This is a genomic window from Arsenicicoccus cauae (genome assembly GCF_043162025.1).
GTDB lineage: Bacteria > Actinomycetota > Actinomycetes > Actinomycetales > Dermatophilaceae > Arsenicicoccus > Arsenicicoccus cauae.
The window spans coordinates 525,382-541,291 of the sequence record NZ_CP171001.1 but is presented as its reverse complement, the minus strand read 5'-3'; the positions used below and the strand labels follow the sequence as shown (position 1 = coordinate 541,291).

The 15,910-nt window shown below is 72.8% G+C and carries 18 protein-coding genes; 8 read left to right on the top strand and 10 right to left on the bottom strand.

Annotation, left to right across the window (positions count from 1 at the left end):
* The first annotated feature begins 28 nt into the window (after positions 1 to 28).
* Together ACF3NS_RS02495 and ACF3NS_RS02490 are read left to right on the top strand one after the other, a co-directional pair.
* Complete coding sequence (locus ACF3NS_RS02495; RefSeq protein ID WP_392467599.1) at positions 29 to 490, top strand: DUF6328 family protein; 462 nt, start codon at positions 29 to 31, stop codon at positions 488 to 490.
* A 98-nt stretch (positions 491 to 588) separates the two neighbouring features.
* On the top strand, positions 589 to 1,134 hold the full coding sequence (locus ACF3NS_RS02490) for a YceI family protein (RefSeq protein ID WP_392467597.1): 546 nt from the start codon (positions 589 to 591) through the stop codon (positions 1,132 to 1,134).
* 91 nt (positions 1,135 to 1,225) lie between these two features.
* Here ACF3NS_RS02490 and ACF3NS_RS02485 read toward each other — a convergent pair whose 3' ends face one another.
* From ACF3NS_RS02485 to ACF3NS_RS02450, 8 genes are all read right to left on the bottom strand, one after another.
* Positions 1,226 to 2,863, bottom strand: a complete 1,638-nt coding sequence (locus tag ACF3NS_RS02485) for a purine-cytosine permease family protein (RefSeq protein WP_392467595.1) — start codon at positions 2,861 to 2,863, stop codon at positions 1,226 to 1,228.
* Between the two features lie 131 nt (positions 2,864 to 2,994).
* Positions 2,995 to 3,726, bottom strand: coding sequence for an urease accessory protein UreD (locus ACF3NS_RS02480; protein ID WP_392467593.1), 732 nt, complete (start codon positions 3,724 to 3,726; stop codon positions 2,995 to 2,997).
* Positions 3,716 to 4,501 carry an urease accessory protein UreG gene (ureG, locus tag ACF3NS_RS02475; RefSeq protein ID WP_392467586.1) on the bottom strand — a complete coding sequence of 262 codons (786 nt, stop codon included), beginning with the start codon at positions 4,499 to 4,501 and terminating at the stop codon, positions 3,716 to 3,718. The genes ACF3NS_RS02480 and ureG overlap by 11 nt, the downstream gene beginning before the upstream one ends.
* Complete coding sequence (locus ACF3NS_RS02470) at positions 4,494 to 5,255, bottom strand: urease accessory protein UreF (protein ID WP_392467585.1); 762 nt, start codon at positions 5,253 to 5,255, stop codon at positions 4,494 to 4,496. The genes ureG and ACF3NS_RS02470 overlap by 8 nt, the downstream gene beginning before the upstream one ends.
* The gene (locus tag ACF3NS_RS02465; protein ID WP_392467584.1) at positions 5,242 to 6,945 is read right to left on the bottom strand and encodes an urease subunit alpha; all 1,704 of its coding nucleotides are present in this window, start codon (positions 6,943 to 6,945) and stop codon (positions 5,242 to 5,244) included. Before ACF3NS_RS02465 ends, ACF3NS_RS02470 begins: the two co-directional genes overlap by 14 nt.
* Positions 6,938 to 7,273 carry an urease subunit beta gene (gene ureB, locus ACF3NS_RS02460; protein WP_288800196.1) on the bottom strand — a complete coding sequence of 112 codons (336 nt, stop codon included), beginning with the start codon at positions 7,271 to 7,273 and terminating at the stop codon, positions 6,938 to 6,940. Before ureB ends, ACF3NS_RS02465 begins: the two co-directional genes overlap by 8 nt.
* An 11-nt stretch (positions 7,274 to 7,284) precedes the next feature.
* Entirely contained in the window at positions 7,285 to 7,587 is a 303-nt protein-coding gene (locus tag ACF3NS_RS02455) for an urease subunit gamma (RefSeq protein WP_288800194.1), read from the bottom strand.
* A gap of 349 nt (positions 7,588 to 7,936) precedes the next feature.
* Positions 7,937 to 8,785: an aldo/keto reductase gene (locus ACF3NS_RS02450; RefSeq protein WP_392467582.1), complete on the bottom strand. Its 849-nt coding sequence runs from the start codon at positions 8,783 to 8,785 to the stop codon at positions 7,937 to 7,939.
* Positions 8,786 to 8,844: 59 nt separating this feature from the next.
* Between ACF3NS_RS02450 and ACF3NS_RS02445 the strand changes: the two genes are divergently transcribed.
* Entirely contained in the window at positions 8,845 to 9,654 is an 810-nt protein-coding gene (locus ACF3NS_RS02445; protein WP_288799198.1) for a PIG-L deacetylase family protein, read from the top strand.
* 13 nt (positions 9,655 to 9,667) lie between these two features.
* On the opposite strand, the gene ACF3NS_RS02440 is transcribed toward ACF3NS_RS02445, so the two are convergent.
* Positions 9,668 to 11,617 (bottom strand): amino acid transporter, encoded by a 1,950-nt coding sequence (locus tag ACF3NS_RS02440; RefSeq protein ID WP_392467580.1) that lies wholly within the window; start codon positions 11,615 to 11,617, stop codon positions 9,668 to 9,670.
* Between the two features lie 153 nt (positions 11,618 to 11,770).
* On the opposite strand from ACF3NS_RS02440, the gene ACF3NS_RS02435 reads away from it, so the two are divergent.
* The gene (locus ACF3NS_RS02435; RefSeq protein WP_154591989.1) at positions 11,771 to 12,142 is read left to right on the top strand and encodes a hypothetical protein; all 372 of its coding nucleotides are present in this window, start codon (positions 11,771 to 11,773) and stop codon (positions 12,140 to 12,142) included.
* A 44-nt stretch (positions 12,143 to 12,186) separates the two neighbouring features.
* Here the strand turns inward: ACF3NS_RS02435 and ACF3NS_RS02430 are convergent, their stop codons facing one another.
* Entirely contained in the window at positions 12,187 to 12,726 is a 540-nt protein-coding gene (locus tag ACF3NS_RS02430) for an SRPBCC domain-containing protein (protein WP_195849074.1), read from the bottom strand.
* A gap of 185 nt (positions 12,727 to 12,911) precedes the next feature.
* Here ACF3NS_RS02430 and ACF3NS_RS02425 point away from each other — a divergent pair, with 185 nt between their 5' ends.
* From ACF3NS_RS02425 to ACF3NS_RS02410, 4 genes are all read left to right on the top strand, one after another.
* Positions 12,912 to 13,127 (top strand): hypothetical protein, encoded by a 216-nt coding sequence (locus ACF3NS_RS02425; protein WP_019286717.1) that lies wholly within the window; start codon positions 12,912 to 12,914, stop codon positions 13,125 to 13,127.
* Positions 13,128 to 13,195: 68 nt separating this feature from the next.
* Entirely contained in the window at positions 13,196 to 14,467 is a 1,272-nt protein-coding gene (locus tag ACF3NS_RS02420; protein ID WP_392467577.1) for an aromatic acid exporter family protein, read from the top strand.
* A gap of 18 nt (positions 14,468 to 14,485) precedes the next feature.
* A complete protein-coding gene (locus ACF3NS_RS02415) occupies positions 14,486 to 15,226 on the top strand; it encodes a class I SAM-dependent methyltransferase (RefSeq protein ID WP_288799201.1) in 741 nt (246 codons plus the stop codon).
* Positions 15,227 to 15,280: 54 nt separating this feature from the next.
* Positions 15,281 to 15,889, top strand: coding sequence for a hypothetical protein (locus tag ACF3NS_RS02410; RefSeq protein ID WP_288799202.1), 609 nt, complete (start codon positions 15,281 to 15,283; stop codon positions 15,887 to 15,889).
* Positions 15,890 to 15,910: the final 21 nt, after the last annotated feature.

The following is a 15,910-nucleotide window of genomic DNA, read 5'->3' as shown; positions in this document are numbered from 1 at the left end:
AGCGTGACGACGAGGAGCTGGAGGACGCATGGACCGGGAACGCGACGAGACGTTCGCCGAGCGGATGGACCGCAACTGGAACGAGCTGCTCCAGGAGCTGCGGGTGACCCAGACGGGGATCCAGGTGCTGGCGGGCTTCTTGATCACCCTGCCGTTCCAGCAGCGGTTCACGACCTTGGGGGACGGGCAGGAGCGGCTCTACCTCGTCGTGCTGGTAGCCGCGCTCGTGTCGATCGTCCTGCTGATGACGCCGGTGATCATCCACCGCGTGCTGTTCCGCCGAGGCGTGAAGCAGCAGGTCGTCGAGGTGTCGGACCGGCTGGCGCGGGCGGGGTTCGTGTCGCTGGGGATCACCCTGGTGCTGGCCGCTGCCCTGATCGTGGGGGTGGTGACGGGATCGACGGGCGGGTGGGTCGCGGGGGCCAGCCTGGGTGTCGTGGTCGTGGGCCTGTGGCTCGTGCTGCCGCTGTCCCTGCGTCGCGGCGACTGAGCGGGCCTGCGCCCGCGTCCTTGACATCGGGAACGATCGGCGTATCGTTGTAGTTGAAAGTTAAACAACATGCCAGCACGACCTCTCGAGGAGAACCCATGACCACGCTCCAGCAGCTCGACGGCACCTACGTCATCGATCCCGTCCACAGCCAGCTCGGCTTCGTCGCCCGTCACGCGATGGTCACCAAGGTGCGCGGCACCTTCTCGGAGTTCGAGGGCACCGCCACCACCGGCCCCGACCTGCAGGGCGCCCGGATCGAGCTCACCGCCCAGGTCGCCAGCGTCGACACCCGCAACGCCGACCGCGACGGCCACCTCAAGACCGGAGACTTCTTCGAGGCCGAGAAGTTCCCGACCCTGACCTTCCGCTCCACCTCCGTCGAGGCGACGGACGCCGACACCCTGCGGGTCACCGGCGACCTCACCATCAAGGACGTCACCAAGCCGGTCACCATCGACTTCGAGTTCAACGGCGCCGCCACCGACCCCTACGGCAACCAGCGCATCGGCTTCGAGGGCTCCACGACCATCGTCCGCAGCGACTTCGGCATCTCCTTCAACGCCGCGCTCGAGACCGGCGGCGTGCTCGTCTCCGACAAGATCCAGCTGGAGCTCGAGGTCTCCGCGATCAAGCAGGCCTGATCTCGCGGCTCAGCCGTATGCCGAGAGGCGCCGACCCCGTCGCGGGTCGGCGCCTCTCGCGCGTCCCGTCCCGTCCGGTGGGACGCGCTCGCTAGCGCAGCACGTGCGTGCCGTCCCGGTCGGTGGCCAGGCACAGGGAGCACACCGCCCCGTCGCCCGTGGCCGAGGCCACCATGTCGGGCCGCTCGAAGACGTCGCCGCAGGCCTGGCAGTCCAGCTCGGCCGCGGAGGGGTTGCCGTGGACGTCGAAGGGGTCCTCGCGGATCCCGTCGTCCGTGCGCCGCAGGTAGAAGCGCCCCCGGGTCGCGATGGCGAGCACGGGCGGTAGGAGCACCGACAGGACGACGGCGATCATCGGGGAGTAGGGCTGCAGGCCGCTGCCGAGGCCGCCGAAGAAGGCGGCGATCGACAGGCCGCCGGCGACGAGGACCGAGACGAACCCGACCGGGTTGATGTCGTGGAGCATGCCCCGGCGGAACTCCGGCGCCATGGGGGAGAGCCTCAGCAGGTACTTGTTGACCACGATGTCCGTGGCCACCGTCACGATCCAGGCGATGCCGAGGTTGGAGTAGAAGCCGAGGATGTCGTTGAGGAAGTCGAACATGTTGAGCTCCATGAGGAGCAGGGCCACCGCGACGTTGACGACGACGAAGACCAGCCGCCCCGGGTAGTGCTTCGTGACGCGGGTGAACGAGTTGGTCCACGCCAGCGACCCCGAGTAGGCGTTGGTGACGTTGATCTTGATCTGCGACAGGACCACCAGCACCACGGACAGGGTCATGGCCAGCCATCCGGGCATCATCTGGTCGTAGGCCGACAGGAACTGGTGGACCGGCTCGTTGGCGAACCCGGCGCCGCCCGCGACGTTGGTGATGAGGTACACCGCGAGGAAGAGGCCGATCATCTGCTTGAGGGCGCCGAAGAACACCCACCCGGGGCCGGCGATGATGACCGCGCTCCACCAGCGACGGGAGTTCTCCGGGGTGCGGGGGGGCATGAAGCGCAGGTAGTCGATCTGCTCGGCGATCTGCGCGATGAGGGACAGGCAGACGCCGGCGGCGAGCATGACCGCGGAGAGGCTGACGCCGGACGCGCCGCCCTGGTAGGCGAGGAAGGTGGACACCGAGTCCGGGTGCTCGACGAGCAGGTAGGCGAGCGGACCGCCCATCAGGAGCAGCCACAGGGGCGTCGTCCAGACCTGCAGCGTCGACAGCACCTTCATGCCGTAGATCACGAGGGGGATGACGATGAGGCTGGACACCAGGTAGCCCGCCCACAGGGGGACCCCCAGGCCCAGCTCGAGGCCCTGGGCCATGATCGAGCCCTCGAGGGCGAAGAAGATGAACGTGAAGCTCGCGAAGATGATGTTGGTGAGGACCGACCCGTAGTACCCGAAGCCCGAGCCGCGGGTGATGAGGTCCAGGTCCAGGTTGTACCTGGCGGCGTAGTAGGCGAGGGGGACGCCGGTCACGAAGATGATGGCGGCGGCGAGCAGGATCCCGATGATCGCGTTGCTCGTGCCGTGCTGGATGCCGATGTTGGCGCCGATCGAGAAGTCGGCCAGGTAGGCGATCCCGCCGAGGGCGGAGGTGGCCACGACGCCGGGCGACCAGCGGCGGTAGCTCCTCGGCGCGAACCGCAGGGTGTAGTCCTCGAGCGTCTCGCGGGACGCCCGGGCGACGGTCGTCGGTCGGGCCGGGACCCCGTGCTCGGTCTGGATGGTGTCCATGTCGCTCCGTTCGTGCACGTGGGGGACTGCGGGATGCGGCCCGCCCGGGCCGACGAGTCGACGCTAGGAGCGCTGTGTTTCAGGGCCCTGGCCACTCAGGTTTCACCCGGGTTACGTCGCGCGCGATGGTGTTACGACTGCGCGACCGCGGAGGCGAGCGGCCCGAGCGGGCTGCGGTGGGCCTCCTGCCCCAGCCAGCGCATCGCCCACCCGGGAGCGACCAGCTGCAGGTGGGTGCACCCGTCCGGCGCCTCTGCCACGCGGGACTGTCCGACCGTGGTGACCTGGTCGACGACCCGGTGGCCGCCGAGGACGCACAGGTCTGGTATGTCGACCGGCCCGCCGGCTCGCAGGTCCTCGACCAGCGCCGGGCGGCCGCCGTGCGCGAGCTCCGTGCGGGCGCGCAGCAGCCCGCCGTCCTCGCCGGACCGGCCGAGCACCAGGGTGTCGCGCAGGGCGAGGCGACCGCCGTCGGCGACCTCGGCCGTGAGCACCCGGTCCACCTCGGAGCCGGCCGCCACCACGAGCGGCTCGCCCAGCCAGGTGAGCGACGAGCCCTCGCCGACGCGCAGGTCGGCGCGCCAGGACGCCGAGGCCCCCCGACCGGGGTAGGCCACGGTGGCGGCCACGTCGAGGAGGTCCAGGCGGGTCCCGTCCTCGACCACGACCTCGAGACGCAGGGCATCGCCCCCGAGCAGCAGCGCGCCCGTCGCGACCAGGGCGACCCGTGCGCGCCCCGGCGCCAGCTGTAGGATCCGCGCGGCGAGCAGCCCCGTGGTGGTGCGGACGCGGGCGGGGGCGTCCGGCGTCGCCCCGGGTGAGACGTGCAGGGTGGTGGTGGCGACCCGGGAGTCAGCGGGCACGGGTGGGGGCGTGCTGGTGAGCGTGGTCACGGGGGTGCGTGTCGTCCCCGAGCGGGTGCGGGTGGGGGTGCGGGTGCGCGTGCGCGTGAGGCGCCATGGGTCCGGGGTCCTGGGCCGTGTGCGTCCCCGCCCGGTGCTCCGCGAGCACCTCGAGCACCCATGCACGCAGCCGCGCGATCGACGCGGGGTCGGTGCGTGACAGGGCCACGACCGGCCGCCCGTCGCGGGCCTGCCTCCCCTCCTGCTCCATGAGGGCGGCGTCCACGCCGACGTGCGGCGCGAGATCGGTCTTGTTGATGACGAGCAGGTCGGCGCGGGCGATGCCCGGGCCGCCCTTGCGGACCACGTCACCGCCGCCCGCGACGTCGAGGACGAAGACCTGGGCGTCGGCCAGGGCGGGGGAGAAGGTCGCGGTGAGGTTGTCCCCGCCGGACTCCACGAGCACGAGGTCGAGGTCGGGGTAGTCGTCGTGCAGGTCCTCGACGGCGACGAGGTTGGCGCTGACGTCGTCGCGGATCGCCGTGTGCGGGCAGGCGCCGGTCTCGACGGCCCGGATGCGGTCGGGGTCCAGCACGCCGGCGGCCCGGAGCATCCGGGCGTCCTCGTCGGTGTAGATGTCGTTCGTGACGACCCCGAGCGACAGCTCCGCGCCGAGCTCGCGGCACAGCAGGCCGATCAGCGAGGACTTGCCGGTCCCGACGGGCCCGGCGACGCCGAGGCGCAGGGGGCGGGTGGCCGGGGCGGCGCCGGCGGGGGTGGGTGTGGTGTCAGGCACGGAACAACCTCCGGGATGCGGTGGCGTGGGCGGCGTGCCACGCCTCGAGCTGGGGGGCGCCGTGCGCCGGGATCTCGTGGGGACGGGTCAGTCCGGCGCAGTCCTGCACGAGGAGCTCGAGGTCCTCGGCGCAGGAGAGGACCCACGCGACCGGGTCGGCCGGATCGAGCGGCAGGAGCTTGAGCGCGGCGGAGGCGACGGACTGCACGTCGTCGTAGCCCACCAGCCGCGCGACCGCTGCCCCGTCGAGCCCGAGCTCGGCCGCCAGAGCGCCCAGCACGAGCGGGCGAGCGAGCAGGGCCGGCTCGACGTCGACGATCCAGGACGCCGCCACCCCGTCGGGCCGCAGCCGGTGCAGCAGCCTGCGCACCGCGCGTCCCTGCGACACCGAGCTCTCGCGCAGGGTCGCCAGGGGAGTGCGGGCGGCCCAGGCCCAGGCGACCTCCGCCGCGGTGACGGCACCAGTGGCCGCGGCCGTCGTCGGCCCCGCGCCGGCCTCGGCGTGGTCGATGCGGTGCCGCACGGCCGCGGAGGCCACGACGGCGGTCCCCGCCTCGACGCGCGTCACCGTGGCGAGGCGCGCGCGGAGGTAGGCGGGGACCCGCTTCTCCGGCATACCGCCCAGCAGGGCAGCCTCCAGCCCGCTCGACACGGTGTGGCCGCCGACCGGCAGCCGGGCGTCGGCCAGCAGCAGCGCCGCGATGCCCGTCGTCGTGCCCGCCCGGGCGGGGGTGGCCGGCTCAGAAAAGGGCATAGCGCTGGGCCAGGGGCAGCTCCGTCGCGGGTGACGGCACGACGAGCTCGCCCTCGACGTGGATGGCGAAGGTCTCGGGATCGATGTCGATGGCGGGCGTGGCGCTGTTGTTGACCATGTCCGCCTTGGTGACGGCGCGCGTCGGGCGCACCCCGACGAGGGGGCGACGCAGACCCAGCTCCTCCCGCAGGCCGGCGTCGGCCGCGACCGGGGCGACGAACCCGAGGGACAGCGAGCGCGCCGCCCCGGTGAGGAGGGCAGGTCGCATGAGCACCGGCTGCGGGGTGGGGATCGACGCGTTGGGGTCGCCGAGCGCCGCCCACACGATGCCGCCACCCTTGATGACCAGGTCGGGTCGGACGCCGAAGAAGCGGGGGTCCCACAGCACCAGGTCGGCGAGCTTTCCGGGCTCCACGGAACCCACCTCGTGGTCGAGGCCGTGCGCGATCGCGGGGTTGATCGTGTACTTGGCGACATAGCGCCGTGCCCGCTCGTTGTCGGCCGGCAGGGCGCCGCCGAGCCCCCCGTAGCGGGACTTCATCACGTGGGCCACCTGCCAGGTGCGGGTGATGACCTCGCCGATCCGGCCCATGGCCTGCGCGTCGGACGAGGTCATCGACAGTGCGCCCAGGTCGTGCAGGAGATCCTCGGCGGCGATCGTCGTGGCGCGGATCCGGGACTCTGCGAAGGCCAGGTCCTCGGGCACCGCGGGGTTGAGGTGATGGCACACGATGAGCATGTCGAGGTGCTCGGCCACGGTGTTGACCGTGTGCGGGAGGGTCGGGTTGGTGGAGCCCGGCAGGATGTTGGGGTGCGAGGCGATGGTCATGATGTCGGGTGCGTGCCCGCCTCCGGCGCCCTCGGTGTGAAAGGCGTGGATGCTCCGCCCCGCGATCGCCCGCAGCGTCGAGTCGACGTAGCCGGCCTCGTTGAGGCTGTCGCTGTGCAGCGCCACCTGCAGCCCGTGCTCCTCCGCGGCCCTGAGGGCCGCGTCGATCGCCGCGGGCGTCGAGCCCCAGTCCTCGTGCACCTTGTATGCCGCCGCGCCCGCCCTCGCCTGCTCGGCCAGGCCCTCGGCGCTGACGGTGTTGCCCTTGCCCATGAGCAGCAGGTTCACCGGCAGGTCGTCGAGCCCCTGCCACACGCGGCCCAGGTGCCAGGAGCCCGGGGTGACCGTCGTCGCCTTGGACCCCTCGGACGGCCCGGTGCCACCACCGCCGAGCGTGGTCAGCCCGCTGGCCAGCGCCTCGTGCACCTGGCTCGTGCTGAGCAGGTGGACGTGCAGGTCGATCCCGCCGGCGGTCAGGATGCGGCCCTCGCCGGAGATGACGTCGGTGCTCGGCCCGATCAGCAGCTCCGGGTGCACGCCGTCCGCGACGTCGGGGTTGCCCGAGCGTCCGAGCGCGACGATGCGGCCGTCCCGGAGACCCACGTCCGCCCGGACGACACCCCAGTGGTCGATCACGATGACGTTGGTGATCACGGTGTCGAGAGCGCCCTGCGCCCGGGTCGTGGTGCCCTGCGCCATCGACTCGCGGATGGACTTGCCGCCGCCGAAGACCGCCTCCTCCCCACCCGCGGTCAGGTCCCGCTCGACCTCGACCCACAGGTCCGTGTCCCCCAGTCGGACCTGGTCCCCGGTGGTGGGGCCGTAGAGCGCGGCGTAGGCCTCCCGGCTGAGCTCAGCCATGCTGCGCCTCCTTGATCTGCAGGCCCGGGACGAGACGGCGCCCGCGCAGGGCCACGAGGTCGACCTCGCGAGACACCCCAGGCTCGAAGCGCACGGACGTCCCGCTGGGGATGTCGAGCCGGAACCCCTCGGTCGCCGCGCGATCGAACTCCAGGGCCGCGTTGGCGTCGGGCAGGTGCAGGTGGCTGCCGATCTGAACGGGGCGGTCACCCGTGTTGACCACGACGACGCGCAACCGCTCGTGGGGTGCGCGGTCGGCGTTGATCTCGATGGTGCCGGGCCGGACGCGGATGGCGCCGGGCGCGTCGGGGGAGGTGCTGGCGTGCATGGGCCGACCTGTCAGGAGATGGGGTGGTGGAGGGTGACGAGCTTGCGGCCGTCGGGGAAGGTCGCCTCGACCTGCACGTCCGGGATCATCTCCGGGACCCCCGGCATGACCTGCTCGCGGGTGAGCACCTCGCGGCCCCGACTCATGAGCTCCTCCACGCCATGGCCCTCCCGGGCCCGCTCGATGACCCAGGTGGTCAGGAGGGCGATGCTCTCGGGGTGGTTGAGGCGGACGCCGCGCTCGAGTCGGTCGCGGGCGACCATCCCGGCGACGGACAGCAGGAGCTTCTCGCAGTCAGCGGGGGACAGGTGCATGGACGCCACGCTAGGGCGGGCCTGTGTCGGGCGTGTTACGCCGGTGTTCCGCCCCAGGATCCGCCGATCTGCAGGATCCGCTGGCTCTGGTCGGGTGGGTCGGCGCGGCGATGACCGTGGCAGCCCTCTCGTGGTCGTGGTGGCGGAACGTCTGCGCTCGGCTCGCGTCGCGCCGCCCACGAGGGAGGTCGAGCCCGTGGGCGTATGACGTCCCCGTCCCCGTCCCCGTCCCCGTCCGCGTCCCTGTCCGCATCCATGGCCCCGTCCGGAGCCCGGTCGATGCCCCTGCCGGGGGTAGGGGCATCGACCTGGCGGACGAAGCCCGGCGGATGGGACTACCGGGGGTAGGTCACATCTCCTCGTGGGTGTCCGGGTCCGCGCCGAAGAGCCGCCCGTCGGGCCGGCCCAGCGCCGTGATCCCCGCCATCTCGTCCCCGCTCAGCTCGAAGCCGAACACGTCGAGGTTGCTGCGCTGCCGCTCCGGCGAGGCCGACTTGGGCAGCGGGACCACCCCGAGCTGCACGTGCCAGCGCAGGATCACCTGGGTCGGGGTCACGCCGTGCGCCTCGGCGGGGCCCGTGACCGCGGGCGACCCCAGGGGGCCGTCGTCCTGGGCGCGGCCGAGCGGGCTCCATGCCTCGGTGCGGATCCCCAGGCGGTCGTGGGCCGCCCGCAGCTCCACCTGCGGGAACGCCGGGTGCAGCTCGATCTGGTTGACCGACGGCGTGATGCCGGTGCGCTCGATGACCCGCTCGAGGTGGGCCTCGGTGAAGTTGCTGACACCGATCGAGCGCACCAGCCCCCGCTCCTGCACGTCGACCAGCGCCTGCCAGGCCTGGACATACTGGTCCACGGAGGGGTTGGGCCAGTGGATCAGCACCAGGTCGAGGTAGTCCGTGCCGATCCGACGCAGCGAGTCCTCGACCGACTGCACGGCCAGGTGGTGCTCGTGGAAGCGTCCCGGGACCTTGGTGGTGACCAGCACCTCGGGGCGGGGGACCTCGGAGCGCACCAGCGCCTCGCCGACCTCGTGCTCGTTGTCGTAGTTGACGGCGCTGTCGATCAGCCGGTAGCCGGTCTGCAGGGCGCTGGTGATCGCGTCCACGCCCTCCACGCCCCTGAGCGGGTAGGTGCCGAAGCCGATCTGGGGCAGCGCGGTCCCGTCGTTGAGCGTGTGGGTGGGGATGGGGGTCGTCATACCTGCTCCTCCTGCGGTCGTGGGCGCCTGGTCGGGGCCGGTCCTGCCACACTGACCGTATGGCGAACGTCGTGTTCCTGCATGCCCACCCTGACGACGAGGCGTCCCAGACGTCCGGGTCGATGGCGCGGGCCTCGCGCGAGGGCCACCGCGTGGTCGTGGTCTACGGCACCAACGGCGACCACGGGGAGGTGCCGGCCGACCTCGCGCCGGGGGAGACGGTCGTGGACTACCGGCGGCGGGAGGCGGAGGCGTCCGCGCAGGTCACGGGCACGGCGCGGGTCGCCTGGCTGGGCTACGCCGACTCGGGCATGAGCGGGTGGGAGCAGAACTCCGCCGCCGACGCCTTCGCCTCCGCGGACCTGGACGAGGCGGCCGGGAGGCTGGCGGCCATCCTCGACGAGGAGGACGCCGACGTGCTCGTCGCCTACGACTGGCACGGGGGATACGGCCACCCGGACCACGTGCGCGTGCACCAGGTCGCGCACCGCGCGGTCGAGCTGGTGGCCCGCCGTCCCCGGCTGCTCGAGGTGACGATGAACCGCGACCACATGCGGCGGCAGTTCCAGGCGGCCAGGGACGCGGGCATGCCGATGGACTGGGACCCGGACGCGCCGATGGACGACGGCAACCCCCTCGGCACCCCCGAGGACGAGATCCACTGGCGCGTGGACGTGTCCGACCTGGTCGAGACCAAGCGCGCGGCGCTGGCCTGCCACCGCAGCCAGGCGACCGACATCGAGATGTTCCTCGCCATGCCGATCGAGGTCTTCACGGCGGGCTTCGGTCAGGAGTGGTTCATCGAGCCGGGGCGCGAGCCCGGGCTGGTCGACGGGTGGTGGCTCGACGAGCCCCCCGTCGGGCGCTGAGCGAGCCCGCGCCTCAGCCGCCGACGTGCACGCGCGGCCGACGAGCGGGGTCGGGCTCGGCGATGCGCAGGATCTCGTGCGTCAGCGGCGGGATGTCGCCCTCGCCCCCGGACAGGAAGCGCAGCACGTTGTCCATCGGGTCGCGCTCGCTCCACTCGAAGTACGCGTGCGGCGGCTCCGGCATCAGGTCGCGGACGTAGAGCAGGAAGGCAGCGAGGACGTTGGACACCGAGGTGCCCGAGCAGCGCAGGATCTGGTGGTCGCCGGCGCGGCCGGCCGTGACCTGCACCGGCGAGGTGAAGTCGCTGGCGTCGTTGATGCGCACCTCGAGAAAGACGATCTGGTCCTTGGGGGAGATGTGGTTGCGCTCGCGGACGATGCGTTCCTTCTCGTCGTACTCGGCGAGATCGCCGGCCTGCATCTTGTTGGCGATGAAGCGGATCGGCTGCCGCCCGAGCGCCGCGCGCGCGAGCACGACGTCGGCCGCGTCGTCGATCTCGACGCCGGCCACTCGCAGCTCGCGGCTGCGGGTGACCCGCGACCACAGGCTGATGATCATGATGAGCGCCACGAAGACCAGCGCGATGACCAGACCGCCGGCGTGCGAGGCCATCGTCACCACGAAGGTGTAGACGAAGATCGCGCTCACGACCCCGAAGTAGGCGGCGGCCCGCCGGTGGCCGCGGCGCAGCTCGGTGAGGAAGACGGCCACCGCCGCCGAGGTCATCAGCGCGAGCACACCCGTGGCGTAGGCCGCGGCCTGCGCGTCGACCTTGGCCTCGAAGAACACGGTCACGATGGCGGCGATCAGGACGAACACGCACACGAGCGGCCGGGTCGAGCGGGCCCAGTCCGGGGCCATGCCGTAGCGCGGCAGGTAGCGGGGCACGATGTTGAGCAGCCCCGCGAGGGCCGACGCCCCGGCGAACCACAGGATGCCGACCGTGGTCACGTCATACACCGTCCCGAAAGTGTCCCCGAGACGCTCGTGGGCCAGGTAGGCGAGGGCGCGTCCGTTGGCCTCGCCCCCGGGTTGGAAGGCGGCGGGCGGGATCAGCAGCGTCGTGACGAAGGACGAGCCGAGCAGCGCGACGCTCATGATGCAGGCGGCGGTGGTCAGGAGCTTCTTGGCGTTGCGGATGCGCCCGCGCGGCTTGGCGCGGGTGTCGCCCGGCTCGCCCTGGATCAGGGGCATGACCACCACGCCCGTCTCGAAGCCGGACAGCCCGAGCGCGAGGGCGGGAAAGACGAGCAGGGCCGCCGCGATGATCCCGAACGGCGCCGAGTGCGTCGCCGTCACGGCGGCGCCCCAGCCGGTGATCAGCGAGGGGTCGGCGAGGACGGCACGCAGGCCGTCGACCACGACCACGGCGCTCAGCGCCAGGTAGACGACCACGAGCACGACGGCGACGCCGATCGCCTCGGAGAAGCCCTTGAGGAAGACCGCGCCCAGAGCCAGGAGCAGCCCCAGGGTGAGCAGCACCTCGTGGCCGTGCAGGGCCGTGTGGAGCAGGGGGTTCTCGACGAGGTGGGCGCTCGCGTCGGCGGCGGAGAGGGTGATGGTGATGATGAAGCCGGTCATGATGAAGCCCAGCAGCGTCAGCACCAGCAGCTTGCTCGGCCAGTAGGCGAGGAGCTTCTGCAGCATCGAGAGGGAGCCGTCGCCGTGCGGGCTCTCGACGGCGACCCGGCGGTACATCGGGAGGGCGCCGAGGAGGGTGACCAGCACCAGCACGAGGGTGGCGACGGGCGCCAGCGCCCCTGCGGCGAGCGCCGCGATGCCGGGCTGGTAGCCGAGGGTGGAGAAGTAGTCGACACCGGTCAGGCACATGACCTTCCACCAGGGTTGGACGTCGTGCTGGCGGACGGCCTCCTCGGCCCGCTCGTAGTAGCCGCCCGGGTCGGCCTCCTCGGCGTCGAGGAACCATCGCATGAAGGGGCTGCGCGCCCGCGTGATCGTCACGAGCGACCAGGGTAGGGGCTGGGCCAGGGAGGTGGCGCCTCGGCACCTGGACCTCGCCCGAGGGGAGCAGCGGCCGTAGGGTGACGCCAACGATCTCGCTCGGCCCGTCCCCGCCTCGCTCCCCCCGTCCGCCTACGCAGGAGGCGACCCCCCATGACCGACTACGCCCAGGCCATGGCCGACTGCCTCGGCATCGAGGGCGCCCTGGGGGCGGCGCTGGTGGACCAGAGCAGCGGTATGACGCTGGCGACCGCCGGGAACCCACCCGCGGTGGACCTGCACGTGGCGGCGGCGGGCAACAGCTCGGTCGTGCAGGCCAAGCTCCGCACCATCGAGGCGCTGGGCCTGGACGACGAGATCGAGGACATCCTGATCACGCTCGGTCGGCAGTACCACATCATCCGGCCCGTCTCGAGCCGCGAGGGGCAGGGGCTGTTCCTCTACCTCGTCCTGGACCGGGCTCGCGCCAACTTGGCGCTGGCGCGCTTCCGGCTCACCAAGATCGAGCAGGACTTCCGGATCTGACCAGCCGGCGGGGGTGACGGGTCGGGACGTGACCAGTCGGCGGCTCAGTGCTGCTGCTGGGCGAACAGCACGTCGTAGCCGTCGCGCAGCTGGTCCCAGCCGTAGCGGCGGGCCGCCTCGGTGCCCACGGGGCGGCTGACGTCGTGCCCGGCGGCGCGGGCCTCGAGCCCGGCGAGGCACAGGTGCCACCCCGCAGCGAGCGAGCTGGCCTGGGTGGGGTCCTCGAGCACCTGCCGCAGGGTGAGCCGCGAGCCTCGTTCGTGCGCGGCGACGCTCCAGCGCAGCTCGTCGGCGCCCCAGCGGTGCACGAGCTCGCGGGGCGGCTCGGCGACGAGCACCTCGGCGTCGACGGGCTCGTCGTCGGCGTTCTCGCGCGAGATGGCCGGGCCCACGGTGTCGAGGGGGCGGTCGCCGACGACCGGGGACCACGTGGCGGCGAGCTGCGGGTCGGTGATGAGCGCCCAGGTCTGCTCGGGGGTGCTGGGCAGCTCGTGCACCATCGTCAGCACGGCCTCGCCCTGCGTGGTGGCGAGCGTGGCGTCGACGGTGCGGGACTCGACAAAGCTGGTCAGCAGATCGTTCACCGGGGGCTCCTCGTGGCTGGTGGGTCTGGACCCATTGTGTCGTCTGGCGAGTCGGGTGGCGCACCGTGCCCCCGCGTGCGCGTCCTGGACCATCCGTGTGGGATGGACCACGAAGGTCCTGGAGGCCACCCGGGGCCGTGCACACTGGTGCCAGCAACCCTACCGACCGGTATGAAAGGCATGTCATGGGCAAGTACGACATCAGCACCACCACCATCGGGGACCTGCTCAAGGACCCCCAGGCCGTGGAGATCTTCGACAAGCACGCCCCCGGGCTGACCTCCCACCCGATGATCGGGATGGCCAAGGGGATGAAGGCCGAGAAGGCCATGAAGATGGCCTCCGGCAAGATCCCCCAGTCGCGGCTCGACGCGATCGTCAGCGAGATCTCCGCGCTCTAGCCTCACTCGGGCGCGTGGACGCGCACGGCGTCCGCCATACGGGCTGGTCGTCGTGACACCCTGGTCGCATGACGTCGCCCGGTGTGCGCGCGCGGAGGCCGCGGCACGTGGCCGCCACGGCGTGGTCGCGGGTCTGGCCCGGCGGACCCACCCGGTGGCGCGACGTGCCGCGCCGTGTGCGGCCGACCGTCATGCAGGTCGGCCGCCTGACGGTCGCGGGGGTGCTCGCCTACCTGCTCACGGTCGCCCTGACCGAGGGTGCGATCGACCTGACCGGGGCGCTCACCGCCATCCTGGTCTGCCAGGCGTCCACGCTGTCGTCGGTGCGCATGGGGGCCGTGCGGGTGGGGGCGGTGCTGACGGGCGTCCTCGTCGCCGTCGCCGTGTCGAGCATGGTGGGGCTGACCTGGTGGTCGCTCGGGATCGCCATCGGCTCGTCGCTGATCCTCGCCAAGGTCTTTCGCCTCGGCGACCAGGCCCTGGAGACACCCATCTCCGCGATGCTCATCCTGTCGGCGGGTGGGCAGGAGCTCGCCGTCGAGACGCGCGTGGTGACGACCTTCATCGGCGCCTTCGTCGGCGTGGGCATCAACCTGTTCTTTCCTCCGACGATCCCGACGCGCGCGGCCACCTCGTCGGTGCGCTGGGTCGCCCTGGAGCTCGCCGAGGCGGTCGACCGCGTGGCGGACAGCCTTGCCACGACGCCGCTGGTGCGCCAGGACTGCGAGCAGTGGCTCGACGAGGTGCGTGGCCTCAGCAGCCGCGTCGCCCGCGCCACCACGCTGGTCCAGCAGGTCAAGGACGCGCGCCGGCTCAACCCGCGGGCGCTCGCGTCGGTCAGCGCCGAGCCCCCCCTTCGCACCGGGCTGGACCGGCTCGAGCAGTGCCAGCTGGCGGTGCGCAGCCTGCTGCTGCTGATGGCCGAGAGCGCGCCGCCCGAGGGTAAGGACGACGGCTACACCGAGGAGGTGCGGGTCGCCTTCAGCGTCGTGCTGTCCGACGTCGCCGACTGCCTGCGGGCCTTCGGCGACCTGGTGGCCTCCGAGGCGGGCGCCGAGATCGGGGACGTCGAGGAGCAGCTGGAACAGACCCTGGAGACCCTGGGGGAGACCCGCGCGGTGCTCACCGAGCTCATGCTGGTCGACCCCCGCTCCGAGACGGGCCAGTGGATGCTGCGGGGGTCCACCCTCGCTGCCGTGCAGCAGGTCCTCAACGTCCTCGCGGTCGACGTGCGGCGCCGCGAGCGGGAGCACTGGGAGTCGACGGCCCGGGTGACGGTCCCGATCTCGCCCCTGCTGCGCGACGCCCTGCCAGACTGGCGGAGCCAGCGCCACCCCTGACCCTCCCCTGGAGGTGCCATGCGCACGACGTCCGGAAGCCCGGAGCCCGAGCGGTCCCGGCTGCCCGACTGGTGCGCCGACCTGCTCGACCGGCCGGACGCCCTGCACCGGGTGGCCGGCCGGGTGTGGTCCACCACGCCCGGCCTGAGCGCTCGCTCGGCGCCCCGCGACCGCGGGGCCGAGGGGTATGACGCCCTCGCGGCCTCGCGCGGCTATCTCCGCACGGCGTGGGGCCTGGACCCGGTGGACCAGCGGTCGTTCGCGCGGGCGGCCCTCGCGTCGCGGCGCGGCCCGATGGTCGACGTGGCCTGCGGGGGGCTGGCGCTCACCGCCGACCTCTACGCCCGGGCCGCTCGCCCGCTGCTGCTGGTGGATCGGTCGCTGGCTGTGCTGCTGCGGGCCGAGGAGCGCCTGGCCCGCCGCGGGGAGGTCGTGCTGGTGCAGGCGGAGCTCGACGCCCTGCCGCTGCGCCCGCGGTCGGTCGACACCGTGGCCTGCCTCGGCGTGCTGCACCTCGTCCCCGACGCGGACCGGCTCGGGGAGCGGCTCGCCTCCTGGGTCCGGCCGGGCGGCACGCTGCACGCCTCCAGCCTCACCCGCGGTCGGCGCGGCAGCGACGCCCTGCTGGAGGCGCTCCACCGCGCCGGTGAGCTCGCCCGCCCCAGGACCCCCGAGGAGGTCGTGCGGTCCCTGCCCCTGCCCCGACCCCGCGTCGTGCAGCGCGGCGCGATGACCTACGTCGACGGGGTGGTGGCCTGACCACTTTGCCGTCTCGGGAGGCGAAAGCCCTGGGGGGTCGCTAGCGTCGACACCATGACCCCTCCCTCCGACGACGAGCGACGCCGTCGGGAGCTCCGGGCGCGCGAGAGGTCCCGGCGCGGGCACCCCGTGGGCCGCGAGCTGCCGGGCGCGGCCGTGCCCCCGGTCGTGGCCCGCCTCGGCGAGGTGCTCGCCACGGGCACCCCCCTGGACGCCCTGCTGGAGGTCTCGGCCCTGCTTCACGAGGTGGGCGGGGGCAGCGCGGAGCTCGACACCCGCTGGCTGGTGTCCGCGCTGGTGGAGCACGACGACGCGGTGACGACGACCGCCCTGGCCGTCCTGTCCCGCCTGCTGGGCGACGACGTCCTGCGGGCCCGCGTCAAGCGCGAGATGCGGTTGCGCGAGGACCCGGTCCCCGGCTGGGCGGCCGACCTGGACTCCCTGGTCCGCCTCGCCGGCCGGACCGACCAGACCGTGCTGATCGAGCTGGCCGAGCCGCTCGCGTTGCGGCCCATGGCGCACCTGCACGCGCGCCTCGACCCCGCGGACGGCGGGGTGCTGGACGGGCGGGTCGTGCCCTCCGGGCCCCTGTCGTCCTGGCCCGGCTGCGGGCCGCTCGTGCGGTGGGCCGTGCGGGTCGCGCCGACCGCCGCCCCGACCTAGGGTGGGCGTCGGCCGGGCGGC